Genomic DNA, 20130 nt, shown 5'->3' on the forward strand with positions numbered 1-20130 from the left:
TAAATATTAATTGTTATACTTCTCTAACTAGAGGCATTGACATACATCTTGGGCCCCCACGTCCTCTTGATAATTCACTTGATGGTATTACGTGTATTTTAATACCATTATCTACTAATAACTTATTAGTTATGTAGTTTCTAGAGTAAACAACAACTTCACCTGGTTTTATACATAATGTATTTGAACCATCATTCCATTGTTCTCTATCTGCTATAACTTTATCTCCGCCACCACATTGGATTAATGTAACTTTTTCTACTCCAAGGTATTTAGCTAATACATCTTCTAATTTCGCATTAAGTTCTTCTATTTTTAATTCGCCTTCTACATTACCTTTAGTTATTTCAAATACTTGCAATGGTCCTTGTATTCCTGGATGAATAGTAAACTTATCAACATCGATTTGAGTAAATACTGTATCTAAATGCATCATAGCTCTATTATTTGGAATATTGAAAGCTAATATTGTTTCTATATCTTTATTTTGACTTTTAAAGAATATTTGCTTAGCTATATGCTCTATTGCATCAGCTTGAGTTCTTTGAGATATACCTATAGCTAAAGTTTTTTCAGTTAAGTTTAATATATCTCCACCTTCTATGTGATATTCAAAATCTCTATCGTAGAATCTTTCTACTTGACCTTTAAAGTCCTTATGATATTTGAATATATAATCAGCATATAAAGTTTCTCTATTTCTAGTTACTGAGTACATTTTATTTAAACTTACACCTTCTCCTATTGTTGCAAATGGATCTCTTGTGAAGTATAAATTTGGCATTGGATCAGCTACAAATGGATAATCATCTTCTGCTAAATCAGATAAACTTTTCTTACCTAATTGTGGTAATTCATTTTTATTTATTCCTGCCATTGTTTTTCTTATTAGATCTTCATTATTTTTAAATCTTTTTAAGAATTCATAAACATTTTTATGTAATTCTGGACTTGTTATTCCAGCTTCTTTTATAAATTGTTGTATAAATTGTTCTTTTATTTCCTCATCAGCTATAACTTCAGCTGCTAATTCATGTAAATAAACAACTTCTACTCCATTTTGTCTTAATATTTCTGCAAATGCATCATGCTCTTGCTGAGCCACCTCTAAAAATGGAATATCATCAAATAATAATCTTTCTAGATAATCAGGTGTTAAGTTTTCTATTTCTGAACCTGGTTTGTGAAGTAGAACTTTTTTCAACGTTTTGATTTCACTTGTTACTTTAATTCCCATAACTTTTTCCTCTCAATCTGTTGTCAAATTTTGTCTAATAAACTCGCTAACTATATATTACTTATTGTTAACTTATCGACAATTTTATTTTTAATTCCTTAATTACCAAAAATCTATATTTTTAAAAAATTCATATTAAATAATTAAGAAAAACGTTTTTCATAGACTTAAATATTTTTCCCAATATTTCTTATATTAATCAATATATATTTATTTAAGTATTAAATATATTTTTTGATTATATTTTAACATTGAAAACGTTTTTTTAAATCTACGCTTTAACTTCTATTCTACAAAATATAAAATATAAATTTCATTAAAAACCAACTAAAGTCTTACCTTTTTATGCTTTCAAACAGCCCGTTACTATTAGTTATGTTAATTGCGCCATTTTGTTGTATATTCTTATCAATATAAACTTCAAACTCTTTTTTCTTAGTATCTATTACTTCTAAAATGTTACCTGGTATTGAATATATATATTCTAGTATACCTTTTGTATCATTTACTACTAACTCATCTTTATACAAATGTTTATGTATATCGGTAAAGTATTTCTGTAATATATATTCCCCATTATCTAATCCAAATTTATTCGAAAGTTTTTCTTCAGAAATTTTTATATTGCTATTAAATTTTATCATAAGCTCTTCTAACTCTTTCATATGGTCACCGCCAATAGTCGAACAATAAAAACGCCCTCCTACTTTTAGAACCCTTTTTATCTCAGAAAGAACTTTATCTAAATCATTCATATAAAATAATATGTGGTTAGCTATTATTATGTCAAAACTTTCATCTTCATATGCAATATTATTTGGATCTACTATTTTGAAATTAAATTTTTTATTATATCCATCTAAATTAAGCTTTGCATCATTAATCATATCTTGGCAGACATCAGTTAAAGTTACTTCTACTTTATCATTTAGACTTTCTATATTTTTAGCCCATAAAGCTCCATTTCCACATCCTATTTCTAAAACCTTACTCTTTTTTCTTAATTTTATATTATTAAATGTCCAGTTGTACCATCCATGCTTATTAGAACTAAATCTATCTTGCAGTTTAACATTAGCATTTAAGTTTGATGAATCTACATATTGTTGCAATAATTCTTTTTCATTTTCTAGGATTTTTATTATGTCTATCGTTTTGTTCCAGTCTAAGTCTTCATCCTTTTGAATACTAACTTCTGCTGTCTCTATGGCATTTAACACTGTTTTCATATGATTTATTTTGTTTTTGATAATATTTTTTTGTAATTTCAAAGAATTCACCATATCATCTTTTTCAAAACTATATAATTCAGTGTTCATAACTTCGTCTAATGATAGACCTAAGTATTTTAGAGCTAATATTTTCTTTAGCTTTATAAAATCCTCATTTGAGTATAATCGATGACCTGAGCTATTATGATGTGATGGCTTAAGTATACCTTTAGCATCATAGTATCTAATGGTTCTTATTGTCACCCCAGCCATTTTAGCAAATTCACCTGTAGTGTATAAATTTTTTTCTTTCACTATATCTCCCCCAAGTTATTGCCTAATATCATTTTATAAGATTACGTTACGTAATGGTCAATAAGTATTTTTAAATTTTATTAAGTTCCTTAAAAAATAATATTTTGGCTTTTAAAATCTTATTTCCTCTTTATTTTATAAAGTTTTTACCCTTTTAAAAAAATTAATTAAAACTATTTATTTTATATTATATCATCACTTTTTGTCATAAAATAAAAAATACCACCTATTTTTGGCAGTATTTTTCGTTTTATGTGGAATTTTGAAATTTATTGAACTTGTTGAGGCTTTAATACTTCATCCTTATTCTCTTCTTTTTCTTTTCTTTTCTTTTCTATTCTTGCTATTAAGAAGTCTATTGTTAGTCCATTAATTACAACTGCCATTAAAGAATATACACCTTTTCCTAAACCAAAAGTAAATCCTCCAAATATAACAACAAGTAAATCTACCACTAATAACGATACTCCTATGTTAAAGTTTGTATATTTATTTAATATTTTCGCAAGTATATCTGTTCCACCTGTAGATGCATTTATTGAAAATGCGATTGCTAATCCTATAGAGCATACTACTGTTCCTAACAACACCGCTAATATCATATTATTTGTTAATGCATATGAATGGAATACTTTTTGCATAATATCCATAGCAACTGATAACATAATACTTGCGTATATCGTTTTGAATCCAAAATCTCCACCTATTAATATAAATGAGATTGTAAATAATATTAGATTACCTATAAATATTATAGTTCCCATCGATAACTGAGGTATATAGTAGTTTATTACTATAGCTATACCACTTAATCCACCACCTGCTATTTCATTAGGGGCATAAAAATATTGTATTCCAAAAGCAACTAAAACAACTCCTATTGTTATTAGCACGTAATCTTTTAATATATTTGCCTTATTAATTTTTTCCATTGTCTTCATTCCTTTTCCTTTGATATGATTATTAAATTTCGAATTATTTCTTAGCTTAAAACATACATATATATCATATATAATACTATTTAAAATACATTTAATCAATAAAAACAGTCTTATTGCTAATGTTTTATGACAATCCTTATATATGAAAGTTACTAATTAGAGGGGTGATTTACATTACTATGTATGGTTCTGAAAATAAGTCTTTATCCAAATTTCTATCAAAAAATCTAACAGAATTAAAGTCAAATGGACTTTATAACAAAATAGATTCACTTCAAAGCTCTAATGGTCCAATTATAAAAATAAACGATAAAAATTTAATAAATTTATCATCTAATAATTATTTAGGTTTAGCTACAGATGATAGATTAAAAAAAGCTGAAATTGATGCAACTAATAAATATGGTACAGGAGCTGGAGCTGTAAGAACTATAAATGGTACTCTTGAAGTTCACGATATTCTTGAGTCTACTATTGCTAAGTTCAAAGGAACAGAATCTGCTATCGCATTCCAATCAGGATTTAATTGTAATATGGGTGCTATATCCGCTGTCATGGACAAAAATGATGCCATTTTATCTGATGAATTAAACCACGCATCAATAATAGATGGTTGTAGATTATGCGGATCTAAAGTCATAAGATATAAACATTCAGATATGAATGATTTGAAAGAAAAAGCTAAGCTAGCTAAAGAAAGTAATCAATATAATAAAATTATGGTCATTACTGATGGAGTTTTTTCTATGGATGGTGATATTGCTAAGTTGCCAGAAATTGTTGAAATAGCTCAAGAATTTGATTTAATTACATATGTTGATGATGCTCATGGATCAGGAGTTACTGGTAATGGCGCTGGAACATGTAAACATTTTGGCTTGTCTGATAAAATCGATTTTCAAATTGGAACTTTATCTAAAGCTATTGGAGTAGTAGGTGGGTATGTTGCTGGCTCAAAAGATCTTATTGATTGGTTAAAAGTCAGAGGTAGACCTTTCTTATTTTCAACATCTTTAACTCCTGGATCTGCTGCTGCTTGTACAAAATCTATAAATATTCTTATGAAAAATGATTATTTAGTTAATAAAGTATGGGAAAATGGAAATTATTTAAAAGAAGGTTTAAAATCTTTAGGTTTTAATATAGGCAAAAGCGAAACACCTATAACTCCTTGCATAATAGGTGATGAAACTAAAACTCAATTATTTAGTAAAAGACTTTTAGAAGAAGGTGTTTATGCTAAATCTATAGTTTTTCCTACTGTTCCAAAAGGAAGTGGAAGAGTTAGAAATATGCCAACAGCCTCCCATACAAAAGAAATGCTTGATGGAGCTTTAGCTATTTATGAAAAAGTTGGAAAAGAATTAGAAATAATATAATTTTTATTTTAATTTATTAGGAGGAAAATAGATGAAAAAAGTCCTTATTACTGGAGCTTCTGGTCAAATTGGGTCAGAACTAACTTCAAAACTTAGAAGTGAATACGGTGTTGATAATGTTGTTGCTACTGATATACGTTCTACTAGTGAAATTATAAATAATGGTTTATTTGAAACACTCGATGTTATGGATATTAACTCTATGGCTTCAATTGCAAAGAAATATAATGTAGATACAATAATTCATTTAGCTTCTTTACTTTCTGCTATAGGTGAACAAAATCCACAATTTGCTTGGAAACTTAATATGGGTGGATTGAGTAATGTATTAGAAGTTTGTAAAGAACTTAACTGTAAATTATTTACACCTAGTTCTATAGCCGCATTTGGTTCTAATTCTCCTAAAAATTTAACTCCACAAGATACTCTACAAAGACCTAGCACTATGTATGGCGTCACTAAAGTAGCTGGAGAATTACTGTGTGATTATTATTTCAACAAGTTTAAAGTAGATACTAGAGGTGTTAGATTCCCTGGTTTAATATCATATGTAACGCCTCCTGGAGGTGGAACTACAGATTATGCTGTTGATATATACTATGAAGCCTTAAAAAACAAAAAATATGATTCATTTATAGCTAAAGGGACTCAAATGGATATGATGTATATGCCAGATGCACTTGATGCTATAGTTGATTTAATTGAGGCTGATAGTTCTAAATTAATTCATAGAAATGCATTTAATATAACAGCCATGAACTTTGATCCAGATGAAATTTCTAATGAAATAAAAAAACATATCCCTGAATTTGAGTTTGGGTATAATGTAGATCCAATACGCCAATCAATTGCAGAATCTTGGCCTAATTCTATTGATCCAACATGTGCTATAAATGAATGGGGTTTTAAAGTTAATTATGATTTAAGTAAAATGACCATTGATATGTTAGAAAAATTAAAAATTAAAGGAATTGGTTGTAACTAAAAAAATCCCCGTATCTATTGATATGGGGATTTTTTTTATTTAAAACGTAACACTACGCTTTTTTAACAACACTAGATTTTAATTTAATAGCTCCGAAGCCATCTATTTTACATTCTATATCATGTCCATCAGATGCACCAGGAACTAAACGTATACTCTTAACTTTTGTTCCTATTTTTATAGATGATGAACTTCCTTTTACTTTAAGGTCTTTGATTACTGTTACAGCATCTCCATCATTTAATATATTTCCGTTTGCATCTTTTATAACGTCTGTATCTTCACCATTTCCTGATTCTAAAGACCATTCATGAGAACATTCTGGACAGACAAGAAGACTTCCATCTTCATAAGTGTATTCTGAATTACATTTCGGGCAATTTGGTAAATTTTCCATAATTATATTTCCTCCGTTCATTATTTTCAATTCCCTTTTATGAGCTATAGAGAACTTATTATAGAATTATATAATATCATATTCTCGTTATGTTGACAAATTTCAATCAATATTCTTCATAAATTTGTGAACTGATTTTTTATATATAAATACGTCCTAATATATTATTATACATTAGGACGTATTTTAAAATTTAGTAAATATATTTACTGATTTTTATTTTAAATTTGGATCTTTTCTATGCTTAGTATTATCTTCATATATGTTTGCTATTTTTATTAATTTACCTTCTTGGAATTTAGATCCTACAAATGTAACCCCTATTGGCTCTCCAGTAGTTTTATATCCTGCTGGTACAGTAAGTGCTGGATATCCTGCTGGTGCATATACCATAGATGTTTGATTGCTTAATGATATTATAACATCTGCATTTTTTAATACATCATCTATAACTTTACTAGCTTTTTCTCTATTTTTATTAATTAATTTTTCATATTCTTCAATAGAAGTCTTGTCTTCTAATGAATTTTCTAATAACTCTTGACCATAAGGTGCTCTATTATCTAAATCTTTTTTATTAAATTCGACTATGTCCTTTAACTCATTAATTCCCTTAACTTTTGCCATTTTAAGATATTTGTTAATATCATACTTAAAACCAACCTCTAGCGCTTTACTCATTTCTATATTATTAGCTTCATCTGAGAATTTAGTTTCTATTACTTTCGCTCCCATATCTTTAAATTCTTTTCCTATCCTTTTTAGAATATCAAGCTCTTCATTTCTGGCTCCTAAAGGTTTAATAATTGCTACTTTAAGACCTTTTACAGAGTTTTCATCTATATATTTAGTATAATATTCTTTATACTGTTCTGCTTCTTTTGTATCAACATCATTTGCATCATATCCAGATATAGCTTCAAGTATTAAAGCTGTATCGTCAACATTCCTTGCTACTATACCTGCTGTATCTTGTACTTTTACTATTGGGATTATTCTGTCTCTACTTACTAATCCTATCGAAGGCTTTATTCCAACAACTGAATTTTGGCTTGAAGGATATATCATTGATCCAGCAGTTTCAGTTCCTATAGAAGCTACTGAAAATCCGCCCGCAACAGAAGCTGCTGATCCTGAACTTGACCCACCTACATCATATTTTCCATAAGCATTGTGTGTTTGGCCTCCTAATGCTGAATACCCACTAGATGACTTATCAGACATATAATTTGCCCATTCACTAAGGTTAGTTTTTCCTAGTATAATAGCTCCTTCTTCTCTTAGTTTTTGTGCAACAAAAGAATCTTTGTCTAAAACAGAATCTTTTAAAGCATATGCACCTGCAGTAGTGTGCATTTTGTCCGCAGTTCCTATATTTCCTTTTAAAGTTATTGGAATCCCATATAATTTTCCTTTTTTCTCTCCTGAATCTTTTTCTTTTGCAATTTTAATTACATCAGGATTTAATTCTATTATTGAGTTAAGTTTATTTATATCATATTTTTCAATTTTCTTTAAATAATATGTAACTAATTCTTCACAAGTAATTTGTTTTATATCATACATATTTTGTATATCTTTTATATTTGCATTTACTACTAATTTATCGATACTTTTAAATCTAGCATCATCCATTTTTGTAAGTTCACTTTTAAATTGATCTATATTAATTTTATTTTTTAGTTTAGTAGTTTTTTCATCATCATATTGATATTTCACCTGATCTGAAACTTGCTCTTCCATTACATGAGTAATGTATTTTGTAGTTATTTTTTGAAAATTTAATACTATAACTACTGAAATTACTGCAATTATGGATATTGCGTATATTAAAAATTTCTTCATAATATGTCTCCTCATACTAATATTTTTAATTTAATAGTTATGTTAAATACATTTTTAATTTTATAATTCTCTTTTTGATATTATATATGCATACATCTTTAAAATTTCTTAATTCATACACAAAATATCTTAAACAAACAATTATTTTGTGTTTGTATAATTAAAATGTTATTTAATTTCCAATTTATATTATGATAATTTATATATTATGATAATTTATATATTGTTATAATACGTATTTTATATATAATTTTAAACATATTAGATATCCTAATTAATTCAAAATATTACTTTTATAGTTTTTATATAAAATAAGAACCGTATCACAATAAAGTGATACGGTTCTTATTTTATATATTAGATATATTGTTAATTCTAATTAATATATATTATTTTTTGATATATTTACATTATTTGTTCATTCTTACTATTATAATCTATATTATTTTTTGATGGTATGAAATTACCTACTATACCACCAATTAAAACTGGAATTATCCAGTTAAATCCTATCCCATCAAAAGGTAATTTATGTATAAATGACATTTTGATTCCCATACCATCAACAACTGTAAGTATACTTACTACTAAAGCTACATATGTAGCCCATTTAAATGCATTATCATTTTTAATCTGTTTATTAAATAATGTCATTAACACTAATACTATTGTAGCTGGATAAATAACTGTTAATATCGGTGCTGAGAATTTTATTATTGTACTAACACCAAAGTTTGCTACTACTGCGCTAAATATACATACACCAATTACTATAGTTTCATATTTTACCTTTCCATTAGAAATCTTAGCAAAATATTGACCTGTTGCTGAAACAAGACCTATAGATGTTGTTAAGCAAGCTAATCCTACTATTAATGCTAATACTATTTTTCCTGGTTGACCTAATAACTGTTCTGTTATATTTACTATTAATGATGTTTGATTTATATCAGCTGGGTTTATACCCTTAAACTGATGTGCAACTGTAGATCCTAAATATGCAAGTCCTCCATATACTATGAATAAAGCTACCCCTGCAACAAGACCTGCTTGTAATGTTAACTTAATTTTATCAGATTCCTTAGTATACCCCTTTTGTCCAAGCGATATTATTACTACAGCTGATAAAGCTATTGCACCTAATGGATCCATTGTTTGATATCCTTGTTTAACTCCTTCTGCAAATATTCCCTCTATTACTGCTGGTTGATTTAAATCTCCAAGTGGTGATACAATTCCCATAACAATTAAAAATATTAATGCAATTAATAATGCCGGTGTTAAGTATTGACCTATTATGTCTACAACTTTAGATGGTTTTATTGTAAGCACAAGCGTTAAACCAAAAAATATTACTGAAAATAATATTGGACTAAATCCTCCAATAATAGGTGCCACACCCATTTCAAATGTTGTTGCTCCTGTTCTAGGTATTGCTAAAAGTGGTCCTAAACAAATCATGATTGATGCTGCTAATATTCTAGATAGAACTTTTCCACTTCTACCTAAAACCTTGCTTATGTCACCTTGACATTTTGCTGCTGCTAATATTGCTAATAAAGCTAATCCAACGTCTGCTATAACAAATCCGCTAAACCCTAGTAACCACTGGTTACCTGATACTAGCCCTAAGTATGGTGGAAATATTAAGTTCCCAGCACCAAAGAACATGGCAAATAAGGCAAATCCTACAACTACTGTATCTAGATATTGTTTTTTCATATAAACCCCCTATAAAAATTTATAAGCATTTCCTATATTGAAGTAATTGTATAGTTTTTCATTCTAAATTGCAACAATTTTCAAAATATTTAACACAATCTTAGCATTTCTCAATTTAATTCATATATTATATCAATATTTGCAAGGTATACTTCAAAAATTAATATAATAAAAAGGAAGTATCTAGGACATTTATTAAAAATCATAGATAACCCAATACTACCAAGTAGTGCTGTAAGCAATACAGTCTAAGGTGAATATCCAACTGGTTGCTTATTTAATGCAGAAGGTGCTTTTGTTACGAAATTAATTCCCTCTTTTAACCAGTTATGTATTGAATCAACATCTCTTTCTAATAAAATTTGGTCAAAACATTTTTTCCCTTTATTCATTTTAGATATTAGTTTTTCCCTTATACTTTTATTCTCTAAAACATTACCAACTGCTATTACACAGATTAGTTCTTCATCTTGCTTTATATCTAAGTATTTTTTACATTCTTTTTTATCATAAGTACCACCTATCCAGCATGTTCCTAGATTCATATGATTTGATTCTAGTACTAACATCTCACCATAGTATCCAACTTTATTTTTATAATTATCTATGTTTATATTCCCTACTAATGCTATACATGAATTTAGTCCCTTTATCATTCCATAAGATGCTGAAAATCCTTTGAAAAGTTTTAAACAATCTTCTATAAATTGAAAGTTTAGATTACTTTCTTTATTTATTTTATCAATTAATTTTTTAAGCTCATTTACATCTCTATTTTCTAAGGGCTTACATATATATGTCCTTCTTGATGTTCTATATTTTACAGATTCAATCCACTGCTCTTTTATTTCCATTTTAAATTCTCCATGCATAAGTCATAGAATCTATACTTAATTTTTTATTAGTTCTACACTCGCTTTATTTTGTATTTATTTAATATATTCTTCTATACAATCTAATTTATTTGCTAAATCGTCAAATTCCTGTAGATATTTTTGATAATCTTTTTCCTCTAAATTAAGATCTTCGGCTATTCTTTTAGGAATATCTTTAGCTCTATCTTCAATCTCTAATCCTTTTTGAGTAATAGAGATATAGATTTTTCTATCATCATTTTCATCTTTAATTCGTTCTAAATATCCACTGCCTTCTAATTTACTTAGAATAGGAGTTAATGTACCAGTCTTCATCTTTAACTTTGAACTTATCTCTTTGAAAGGCAGCTTCTTGTGTTCCCATAGCACCATCATTGCTAGATACTGTGGATAAGTTAAATCTATCTCCTTTAATAAAGGTCCATATATTCTAACTATGCTCTTTGATACAGAGTATATCTTGAAACAAAGTTGATTTTCTAATTTTAAATTTTCGTACATATTACATCCTCCTATTTTAAACCGTTACTAGATTTTTTTACTATAACTTCATAACTCTATTTTCTCTTAATGAAGTTAAACTTTCTGACTGTGAATTGATAAATATATAGTCTCATTTTCTTTTGCTAGACCTTTATTTTCAAATACTACTGATAGTGCATTTTGTCTAAGTGCTCTATCTGTATAAGTTGCATTATCGTATACGATTAATCTTGTGCGATAATTATATTTCAATTTAATCATTCTGTCATCCATAAATTTTTTTGCAATAAAATAAGCTAAATAAAGTAACTTCTATTTACTCTACCTAGCTTATTTATTAGCTTTTCATTATTTTTTTTAATTATTTGATTTTATGTTTATCCATGCATTATCATATAATTTTTTAACATCCATAGGTAAATCAACATAGATTTCACATCTATCCATTATTTCTTTAGACATATATGCATTAGGATTATTTCTAACTTCCTCTGGTTGTTCTAATCTTGCTTCTCTATTTGGAGTTGTATACCCTATTTCATCAGCTATTCTTAATGCACTTTCCTTATCACTTACGAAGTTTATGAACTTTTCAGCTCCTTCAACATTTTTAGCATTATAAGGTATACATAAGCTATCAATCCAGAAGTTTGCACCTTCCTTAGGTACTACATAAGCTAAGTTAGGATATTCATCTTGAAGATTTAACCCCTCTCCAGACCATATCATGTTTATATCAGATTCTCCTGATGGAATCATTGTAGTTCCATTATCAACACCATATATTGGATCTACTAATTTTCTTTGATTTAATAGTAATTCTTTAGCTTCTTCAATCTCTTTTGGATTAGTTGAATTTAAAGAATATCCAAGCTTCTTTAAAGTTGCTCCCATTGTATCTCTATAAGTATCAAACATAAAAATTTTATCTTTATATTTCTCATTCCATAATATATCCCAACTATCTACTTCTTCTGTCACTAAATCTTTATTATAAATAAGTCCTACTGTTCCAAACATATAAGGAACTGAATACTTATTACCTGAATCTATTTCTAGATTTAAGTAATCTTCATACATTTGAGATATATTAGGTATATTATCTTTGTTTAGTTCTTGAACAAGATTTTTTTTAATCATTCTTGGCATTAAAGCATCAGATACTAAAATAACATCATATTTTACTCCTTTGTTACTAACCTTTTGATACATTGTTTCCATATCATCAAAAGCTTCAATATTAACTTTTATACCATATTGCTTCTCAAATTCTTTTACAGTTTCTTTATCTATATTTTCTCCATAGTTAAAAAAGTTTATTTCTTCAGAAGAATCTTTACTACATCCTACAGAGAATACCCCCATTATTACAATACAAATTGATAAACTCAATAATTTAAATGATTTTTTCATACGTTAATTCCTTTCTTTATTATACAATTCTTCTAATACCCAAACTAGTAGTGGTCAATCTAATTTACCTTATAATTTCCCATTTTATTCTATCATCTGCCACTGCAGCTGGTGATAAAATATAAATGTAATTTAATAATAAAATAATAAAAGAGGATATCTCAAAATAAAATTTTTCATTTTGAAACAGCCTCTTATAATTTAAACTCTTATAATAATTCTCCGTATTTTCTTATATATACTTTCTTTATTAATGTAACTAAAAGCATATAACCTACTATAGTTAATAATAACCATGCAAAATATATAGGTGGCATAGGATACATACCTAATTTAAGTCCAAAAGGAGTATATGGTATAATAGTTCCTACTAATACTCCTATAGTTGTAAATATAGTAAGGGGCATAGATGCTCTACTTTGTATAAATGGTATCTTTGGAGTTCTAATCATATGAATAACTAGTGTTTGAGACCATAAAGATTCTATAAACCAACCTGCATTAAACACCATCATAAATAATGTTTTATCAACATTTGGTGACCAGTAACTTCCTCCACATACCATAGGACATATAACGAAAAACATCAAGATGTAGGTAGTTATATCAAACACTGAACTTGTAGGTCCTATCCATTTCATAAAGCTTCCAATAGAACTTGCATCCCACTTACGTGGAACTTTCAAGAAATCTTCATCCACATTATCCCAAGGAATCGATATGCATGATATGTCATATATTAAGTTTAGTACCAATAATTGAACAGGCAACATAGGTAAAAATGGAAGTAATGCACTCGCTACTAAAACACTAAACATATTACCGAAGTTAGAACTAGCTGTCATCTTTATATATTTAATTATATTTGCAAAAGTTTTTCTTCCTTGAACTATACCTCTTTCTAATACCATTAAGTCTTTTTCTAATAAGATAACATCTGCTGATTCTTTAGCTATGTCAACAGCCGTATCTACTGAAATACCTATATCAGCTTTTTTCATAGCAGGAGCATCATTCATACCATCCCCCATAAATCCAACTACATGCCCGTTACTTCTTAGAATTGAAACTATCCTAGATTTTTGCTGAGGTGATAACTTTGCAAATACATTAGTTCTTTCTACTTCAATTTTTAAATCTTCATCAGTCATAACTTCTACCTGATGGCCTAAAAGTATATTATTTACATCTATTCCAACTTTATCACATACATGTATAGTAACCTTCTCATTATCACCAGTAAGAACTTTTACATCTACACCATACTCATTTAAAGTTTTTATCGCTTCCGCTGAAGACTCCTTAGGCGGATCTAAAAATCCTATATATCCCATAAGAACCATATCACTCTCATCTTTAACTGAAAATACACCTTCTGGTGAAGGATTAGTTTTTTGAGCTACTGCTATAACTCTCATACCACTTTGGTTTAATTTATCAACAGTTTTAAAAATTTCTTGTTTAATAGATTCTGTAAGTTCTACAACTTGCCCTTTATATTCTGCAAATGTAGATATGTCTAACATCTCTTCAACTGCACCCTTTGTTATAAGTTGTGTTTTTTTATTTTTATTTTGTAAAACAACAGACATTCTACGTCTATTAAAATCAAAAGGTATTTCATCAACTTTTTCATAAGCCTCATTAAGATTTGAAAATCCAGCTTCTTCTCCACGTTCTAATATAGCTACATCAAGTAAATTTTTAAGACCTGTTTGGAAGTAACTAACTAGATATCCATGTCTTAATACTCTTAAATCTTCATTTCCTTCTATATCTAAATGTCTTTCTAGTATAATTTTATCCTCAGTTATAGTCCCTGTTTTATCAGTACATAAGACATCTATAGCTCCAAAATTTTGTATTGAATTTAAATTTTTAACTATAGTCTTACTTTTAGCCATTGCTAATGCACCTTTTGCAAGATTAGTCGTAACTATCATTGGTAGCATTTCTGGAGTTAATCCTACAGCAATCGATATTGCAAATAAGAAAGCCTCTAACCAATTTCCTTTTGTGAATCCATTTATAAAAAATACTGTAGGGACCATTATAGCCATAAATTTGATTAGCACAAAACTAACTGAGTTTACTCCTTTATCAAAACTAGTTAATTCTCTCTTTTCTGTTATTGTATCTGCTATATTACCTATACAAGTATCATTTCCTGTAACAACAACAACCGCCGTTGCTGAGCCACTTACAACATTTGTTCCCATAAATGCTAGATTTGGAGAGTCTAGATAATTACTTTCGTTTAATTTATAGGCTGATAAATCAGCAAATTTTTCAACTGGTTCAGATTCACCTGTCATGGATGCTTGACTTATAAATAAATCTTTAGCGTTTATTATTCTAACATCAGCTGGAATCATATCTCCTGCCGCTAATCTTATAATATCTCCAGGTACTAATTCGTCGATAGGTATTTCTAACACTTGATTATCTCTAAGCGCTGTTGCCGTAGTTTTTATCATAGATTTAAGTTTTTTACCAGCATTGCTAGATTTACCTTCTTGTATGAATTTTAAAACAGCACTCAATGTTACCATTGTTATTATTATTATCACAGTAGTTAAATCTCTATCTTGTGGCTTTGCTATTAAAAAATCAGTCGCAAAAGATACTATTGCTAACATAAAAAGAACTAATGTAAATGGATTAATAAATGCTTCAAATAATCTTTTATACCAACTATTTTCGTCAGATTGTTTTATTTCATTTTTGCCATATATCTCAACTCTTTTTTCTACATCCTCTTGAGTTAAACCAATTTGATTAGTATCAAGTTCCTTTAATAAATTATCCATTTCTAAAGATGATGATTTAATCAATTTTTTTACACTTTCATCTCTGTTTAATTGTTTTATTAATGTTGCTCTTTCTCTGTTGAATCCTAATTTCATGTTATTCCCTCCTAATATGTCGAGTTTTTTATAAATTACGGGAATAGATATTAATGCTATTTATAATAGGGTAACTATATAAACAGTTCTAATCAAAAACTGAGTAATATTTATACTTTTATAAGGTAACAATAGGTTTCAATCATTTGATAATTATAATAGTTTTTAATAATCATACATCCTAATATTATTATCTTATATAAATATATATTTCCCCAGTTAAAACTATCTATTCATGTATAACTGCCACTTTTTGAATCCACCTATTCTCACCTCACTTATTTTTCTAATTAAATTTTTGGAATTAAAAAATCCCTGTTTAGCTATAGCTGAACAAGGATTTTAATTACATACAAAGTAATATAATAATCTAATTCGTTCAAGCTTTAGCTTCTTAGGGCAATGTAATTGCATTAAAATACACCTTCTTGTTCGATGTATCCTGCTAACCATCTAATAGTGTCTCCACTATTTCGCGGCAGCAACCCGTATCCCTAAGGTAACCTCACCTACCGAAATTTTTAATTCTTATAAATTATATAATATATACATATATCTATTATGTCAAGTATTCTATATACATCCATTATTTACATTTTTAAAGTTCATTAATACCTCCCTATGCAAGGATGACATAATAAATAGTAACTCATTGTTCACTTTTTCTATCAGATTATTTATCACCTCATAACATGATATTGACAAGAATAAAAATTATTTATTTACATTTACATACTATCTATTTTTATTTAATTATTTAGAATTATTTGTTATATGTGCTGCTACCTTAACATCTTCGGTTTTTATATGTTTAATTATCTAATTTGCAACTTTACTATTGATTTCCCCAACCAAAATAATACTTGGGCCGCTTGTATGCCATTTTTGTACGTCACAATCCATGGATGTATTATTTTTGGTAATTTTTTAACAAACTATGCCATTATATTATACTAAAGTCAATTTTCAAGCATAAAGTTTCTATCTTTTTTAATTGAGATAACAATAGTTATAAATATGATGTTAAATGTAAAACTGGCTCAAAGAGAGGGGGTTATAAATTACTTAATTACTACAATATCTTCTATTATTCTCTGTTTTATTATGATAAAGTCTATCCCTTCATATTCTTCTATAACGGCTATTCCTTTACCATATTTTTACCAAGAACTCTCATTATTTGCATACCTTCTTCATCTTGCATTACTTCTCCTGGAGTTTTAATAGATTATATAGCTAATAGGTATATTTCTATTTATCAAATAGTTGGAGGTGTTTTAGTAATTATTGGTCTCAGCTATAATCTGTTTATAGAAAATTCTATATAAAACCGTATCACTTACTTGTGATATGACTCTCCGTTACATCTGCGTATACAATAATCTAAGTTTTTATTTGTTTCATAAAACTGATACCATATATACCTTAATTTAAACTTAAAGAATTTTTGTTTTATCTTAAAAATAATGAAAAAAACATAAAGAATAAACAGAAGGCTGTATTAACCCTCTGCTTATTCTTTTATTAAAACATATTATATCAAATAATTTTTATAACCTCAATATATTAAGCAAACATGATTCTATCTGAAAGTTCTTCTTTAAAAGTAATTTTATTAAACTCTTCTATAAGATCATTTTTAGTCAAATTACTCTTTTCTATTTTTCCTATATCAAGAATTGTTTCTCCCCTATGCATCATAAGCAATCTATTTCCAAATTCTATAGCATGATTTAAATTGTGAGTTATCATAATTGTTGTAATATTTTTTTCTTTAACTATACTATTTGTAAGGTTTATAATAGTTTCTGATGTCTTTGGATCTAGCGCCGCCGTATGCTCATCTAAAAGTAAAATCTTTGGTGTATTTAAAGTAGCCATTAGTAGCGAAAGAGCTTGCCTTTGTCCTCCAGATAACATTCCTACCTTTGTGTCTATCTTATCTTCAAGACCTAAATTTAATATAGAAAGATGATTTTTAAATTCCTCTATCTTTTTTTTATTAACTCCTAAAGAAAGTCCAAAACTACTTCCCTTATTATCTGCCAAAGATAAGTTTTCTAAAATAGTCATAGATGGTGATGTTCCCTTAGTTGGATCTTGGAACACCCTACTTATAAATCTTGATTTTGTGTGTTCTTTTAAATTAGTTATATCTTTTTCTTCTAAACTTATATTACCTGAATCTAACTCTAAAGCACCAGATATTATATTTAAAAGAGTTGATTTTCCTGCTCCATTACTTCCAACAATAGTTATAAAATCTCCTTTATTTATCTCTAAATTGAAATTATTAAAGATGCTAGTTTCATTTATTGTCCCTTTGTTAAAACCTTTGTTTATGGATTTTATATTAAGCATTTAAATTCCCCCTCTCCCTTAAAGAAAATTTAAATTTATTAAATATATTATTATTATTCATAACTATCGCAATAACCACTATTAATGATGTTATTAGTTTTAAATCTGTTGGCGGGAAGCCTAAATTCAAGGCAAGACCCACACTTAATTTATATAAAAATGCACCTATTATGACTACTGTAGTTCCTTTTAACAACTTACTATTCTTAAAAACAGACTGCCCAAGTATAATAGAAGCTAAAGCAACCACTATAAATCCATTTCCCATAGATATATCTGAAAATCGTTGATATTGCGCCATTATAGCTCCACTTAAAGCTACAAGTCCATTAGATATCATAAGTCCAAATATTTTCATTGTTCCTTTGCTTACTCCAAGGGAAGTAACTAATGTTTCATTATCCCCTGTAGCTCTTAATATAAAGCCAAACTTAGTTTTAAATAAAATATCCATTAATAATTTAACTATTAGAACCATTAACGCTAAAATTAACACTATCGATATATTACTAGAGAATATATTAGCCTTATTAATCATAGGAAGATTTGCCTTTCCCATTACCCTTAAGTTTATAGAATATAGCCCTATCATAACTAAGATACCTGATAAAAGATTCGTTATTTTAAATTTCACATGAAGTATTCCAGTAACTAATCCTCCAATAGCTCCTCCTATAAATGCTAATCCCAATGATAAAAATGGATTAATCTCTTTTAATATAAATGCTGTAGTAATTGCAGCACCTAAACTAAATGTTCCATCCACAGATAGATCTGGAAAATCTAATATAGTATAAGTTATATATACCCCTAATGCTCCTATAGCAAAGATAAGCCCCTGCTCTAAAGTACCTATAAAGAAGTTCATATTACTTACCTCCTTTTATAAGTTTAGCTCTATTCATTATATCTTCATCAATATTTATAGAAAGCTTTTTAAGTGTATCTTCATTTATAACAAGTTCTGTTTCTTCTAAAGTTTTTATAGATAACTCTTTTATATCTTTTCCTTGTAAAACTTCAACTGCCATAAGGCCAGCTTCAAAACCAAGTTTTTTGTAATTGATACCTTCTGTAATTAAAGCTCCACCTTGAACGTGAGCTTCTTCCGCTCCAATTATTGGTGTTTTCTTATCTGTTGTTTTAGAAGCTATTATTGCCATTGAAGAAGCTATCATATTGTCTGCTGGTGTGTATAAAACATCAATTTTATCTAAGATAGAATCTAACCCTTGGCTTATATCATTTACACTATTTACACCCTTTGCAATTACTTCTATATTATTTTTTTTCGCTAATTTCTTTAAATTATTTACTTGAATTTCAGAATTTACCTCACTAGTATTGTATAAAACGCCTATAGTTTTCACATCTTTAACTATTTCTTGCATAAGTTTTAATTGATTTTCTATAGGCACTGCATCACTAGTTCCTGCAACATTTGTTCCTGACTTATCCTTAGATTTCACAAGGCCTGCTTCTAGCGCATCGGTTACCGCTGTAGTTATAATTGGAATATCCTGCGTTGTATTAAAAGCTGCCTGTGCTGCGGGAGTTCCAATAGCAAATATTAAATCCTTGCTATCTGAGGCAAAATTGTTAGATATCATCTGAGATGTTGCAATATCGCCCTCTGCATTTTGTATTTCTAGATTAAGATTTCCTCCATCTTTAAATCCTTTAGAATTTAAAGCTTCTACGAATCCTTCCCTAGCTAAATCTAAAGCTGGGTGAGATGCTATTTGGGATATACCTATATTCACCATCTTTTCCTGTGATGAAGAATTTACCTTCCCATTTGAACATGCTGAAAATAAAGACATGCTTACTAGAATTGAACTTAATAAAATTATTTTTTTCGCTACCATACTACCATCCTCCTGATATTTTATTTTAATTTGTATATGATTAATAGAACAAATTTTTAAATAGTATTTTTCTGTAGCCAAAATTAGATATAACTCGTTAAATATAAAAACCCCTCCACAAATTTATATGGAGAGGACTGTTTTAATTCCAAAATAATTAACTATTAAAGCTATATCTCCTACTTATACTAC

At 28.1% G+C, this 20130-nt stretch carries 16 protein-coding genes and 1 riboswitch; of the genes, 2 read left to right on the forward strand and 14 right to left on the reverse strand.

Features of this window, described 5'->3' with window-relative positions; all coding sequences use genetic code 11:
• Window positions 1-13: 13 nt before the first annotated feature.
• The 3 genes from arcA to QOZ84_RS13060 all read right to left on the reverse strand — a co-directional run bounded on the left by arcA (window position 14) and on the right by QOZ84_RS13060 (window position 3695).
• Window positions 14-1237, reverse strand: coding sequence for an arginine deiminase (gene arcA, locus QOZ84_RS13050; RefSeq protein ID WP_284133392.1), 1224 nt, complete (start codon window positions 1235-1237; stop codon window positions 14-16).
• Window positions 1238-1572: 335 nt separating this feature from the next.
• Window positions 1573-2763, reverse strand: a complete 1191-nt coding sequence (locus QOZ84_RS13055; protein ID WP_284133393.1) for a MerR family transcriptional regulator — start codon at window positions 2761-2763, stop codon at window positions 1573-1575.
• A 269-nt stretch (window positions 2764-3032) separates the two neighbouring features.
• Window positions 3033-3695 carry a YitT family protein gene (locus QOZ84_RS13060; protein ID WP_284133394.1) on the reverse strand — a complete coding sequence of 221 codons (663 nt, stop codon included), beginning with the start codon at window positions 3693-3695 and terminating at the stop codon, window positions 3033-3035.
• Between the two features lie 188 nt (window positions 3696-3883).
• On the opposite strand from QOZ84_RS13060, the gene QOZ84_RS13065 reads away from it, so the two are divergent.
• Both QOZ84_RS13065 and QOZ84_RS13070 read left to right on the forward strand, forming a co-directional pair.
• Window positions 3884-5083, forward strand: coding sequence for a glycine C-acetyltransferase (locus QOZ84_RS13065; protein WP_284133395.1), 1200 nt, complete (start codon window positions 3884-3886; stop codon window positions 5081-5083).
• A gap of 31 nt (window positions 5084-5114) precedes the next feature.
• Window positions 5115-6068: an L-threonine 3-dehydrogenase gene (locus tag QOZ84_RS13070; RefSeq protein ID WP_284133396.1), complete on the forward strand. Its 954-nt coding sequence runs from the start codon at window positions 5115-5117 to the stop codon at window positions 6066-6068.
• A gap of 52 nt (window positions 6069-6120) precedes the next feature.
• Here the strand turns inward: QOZ84_RS13070 and QOZ84_RS13075 are convergent, their stop codons facing one another.
• From QOZ84_RS13075 to QOZ84_RS13125, 11 genes are all read right to left on the reverse strand, one after another.
• Window positions 6121-6465, reverse strand: coding sequence for a zinc ribbon domain-containing protein YjdM (locus tag QOZ84_RS13075; protein ID WP_284133397.1), 345 nt, complete (start codon window positions 6463-6465; stop codon window positions 6121-6123).
• Window positions 6466-6681: 216 nt separating this feature from the next.
• Window positions 6682-8310, reverse strand: coding sequence for an amidase family protein (locus tag QOZ84_RS13080; protein WP_284133398.1), 1629 nt, complete (start codon window positions 8308-8310; stop codon window positions 6682-6684).
• A 405-nt stretch (window positions 8311-8715) separates the two neighbouring features.
• A complete protein-coding gene (gene brnQ / locus QOZ84_RS13085; protein ID WP_284133399.1) occupies window positions 8716-10032 on the reverse strand; it encodes a branched-chain amino acid transport system II carrier protein in 1317 nt (438 codons plus the stop codon).
• A 248-nt stretch (window positions 10033-10280) separates the two neighbouring features.
• A complete protein-coding gene (locus QOZ84_RS13090) occupies window positions 10281-10886 on the reverse strand; it encodes a nitroreductase family protein (protein ID WP_284133400.1) in 606 nt (201 codons plus the stop codon).
• A gap of 75 nt (window positions 10887-10961) precedes the next feature.
• On the reverse strand, window positions 10962-11408 hold the full coding sequence (locus tag QOZ84_RS13095; protein WP_284133401.1) for a MarR family winged helix-turn-helix transcriptional regulator: 447 nt from the start codon (window positions 11406-11408) through the stop codon (window positions 10962-10964).
• Window positions 11409-11483: 75 nt separating this feature from the next.
• On the reverse strand, window positions 11484-11651 hold the full coding sequence (locus QOZ84_RS13100) for a hypothetical protein (RefSeq protein ID WP_284133402.1): 168 nt from the start codon (window positions 11649-11651) through the stop codon (window positions 11484-11486).
• 96 nt (window positions 11652-11747) lie between these two features.
• Window positions 11748-12803: an ABC transporter substrate-binding protein gene (locus QOZ84_RS13105; RefSeq protein ID WP_284133403.1), complete on the reverse strand. Its 1056-nt coding sequence runs from the start codon at window positions 12801-12803 to the stop codon at window positions 11748-11750.
• 209 nt (window positions 12804-13012) lie between these two features.
• On the reverse strand, window positions 13013-15709 hold the full coding sequence (gene mgtA, locus QOZ84_RS13110; RefSeq protein WP_284133404.1) for a magnesium-translocating P-type ATPase: 2697 nt from the start codon (window positions 15707-15709) through the stop codon (window positions 13013-13015).
• Window positions 15710-16072: 363 nt separating this feature from the next.
• A riboswitch (M-box (ykoK) riboswitch) is annotated at window positions 16073-16233 on the reverse strand.
• 1042 nt (window positions 16234-17275) lie between these two features.
• Window positions 17276-18070, reverse strand: a complete 795-nt coding sequence (locus QOZ84_RS13115; protein ID WP_284133405.1) for an ABC transporter ATP-binding protein — start codon at window positions 18068-18070, stop codon at window positions 17276-17278.
• Complete coding sequence (locus QOZ84_RS13120; RefSeq protein ID WP_284133406.1) at window positions 18063-18938, reverse strand: ABC transporter permease; 876 nt, start codon at window positions 18936-18938, stop codon at window positions 18063-18065. The genes QOZ84_RS13115 and QOZ84_RS13120 overlap by 8 nt, the downstream gene beginning before the upstream one ends.
• 1 nt (window position 18939) lies before the next feature.
• Window positions 18940-19938 carry an ABC transporter substrate-binding protein gene (locus QOZ84_RS13125; RefSeq protein WP_284133407.1) on the reverse strand — a complete coding sequence of 333 codons (999 nt, stop codon included), beginning with the start codon at window positions 19936-19938 and terminating at the stop codon, window positions 18940-18942.
• Window positions 19939-20130: the final 192 nt, after the last annotated feature.

Origin of the sequence: Romboutsia sedimentorum (assembly GCF_030131845.1) — a bacterium.
Taxonomy (GTDB): Bacteria; Bacillota; Clostridia; order Peptostreptococcales; family Peptostreptococcaceae; genus Romboutsia_D; species Romboutsia_D sedimentorum.